The 887-nt window shown below is 62.3% G+C and carries 1 protein-coding gene; it reads right to left on the bottom strand.

What is annotated here, in order from left to right; all coding sequences use genetic code 11:
* Positions 1–887: IS481 family transposase (locus IM784_RS16905; protein WP_235977463.1), on the bottom strand; the 887-nt coding region annotated here is incomplete at both ends.

Here is an 887-nt window from a genome sequence, read left to right as displayed (position 1 = left end):
TGTTCAGTCGCGGCATCTGGTGGATGGGATTGACGATGAACTGATCTGGCTCCGACGTCCAGATCTTGGTGATGTATTCGTAGGGTGTGAGGCCGCTGAGCGTTTTGAGCGGGCGGGCGAAGTTGTAGGCGGCCATGAAGTCGGCGAGATGCGTCCGAAGCTGGTTGTGGCTCTCGTAGTGGAAGCGTTTGACGGTCGCCTCCTTGATCGTGCGGTTCATGCGTTCGACCTGCCCGTTGGTCCACGGGTGGTTGGGTTTGGTGAGCCGGTGCTCGATGTCGTTTGCCTCGCAGATCCTGTCGAAGCGCATCTGGCGCGACCAGGCGGTGTTGCGGTTGCGGGGCTGCTCGGCGAACTGGATGCCATTGTCGGTCAGGATCGTGTGGATGCGGTAGGGCACGGCTTTCAGCAGGTGCTCGAGGAACTCCCACGCTGTCCGGCGATCAGCCTTGTCGACCAGCTGCGTGACCGCGAACTTGCTGGTGCGATCGATGCCGACGAACAGGTAAAGCTTGCCTTCGGCAGTCTGCACCTCGGCAATATCGATGTGGAAGAAGCCGATCGGGTAACGCTTGAAGCGCTGGCGCTTGGGTTTGTCGCCTTCGATGTCCGGCAGGCGGGAGATCCCGTGCCGCTGGAGGCAACGATGCAGCGCTGAGCGCGTCAGATGCGGGAGCGACGGCTGCAACGCATAGAGGCAGTCATCAAGCGGCAGCAGCGTGTGCCGCCGGAACGCCACAACAACTGCCTCCTCGGCCTCGGACAGAGTGGAGGAATGAGGGGCCTTCGGCCCGGTCTTCAGGTCCTCGACCGTCGCCCTTTTACGCCACTTCGCGACCGTCTTCGGGTTGATCCCCAGCTCCCGGCTCAGCGTCGCGAGCGAAGCT

This window comes from Sandaracinobacteroides hominis (assembly GCF_016464365.1).
GTDB classification, from domain to species: domain Bacteria; phylum Pseudomonadota; class Alphaproteobacteria; order Sphingomonadales; family Sphingomonadaceae; genus Sandaracinobacteroides; species Sandaracinobacteroides hominis.
The sequence above is the reverse complement of the archived record's forward strand: the minus strand, read 5'-3'. Positions and strand labels throughout refer to the sequence as shown.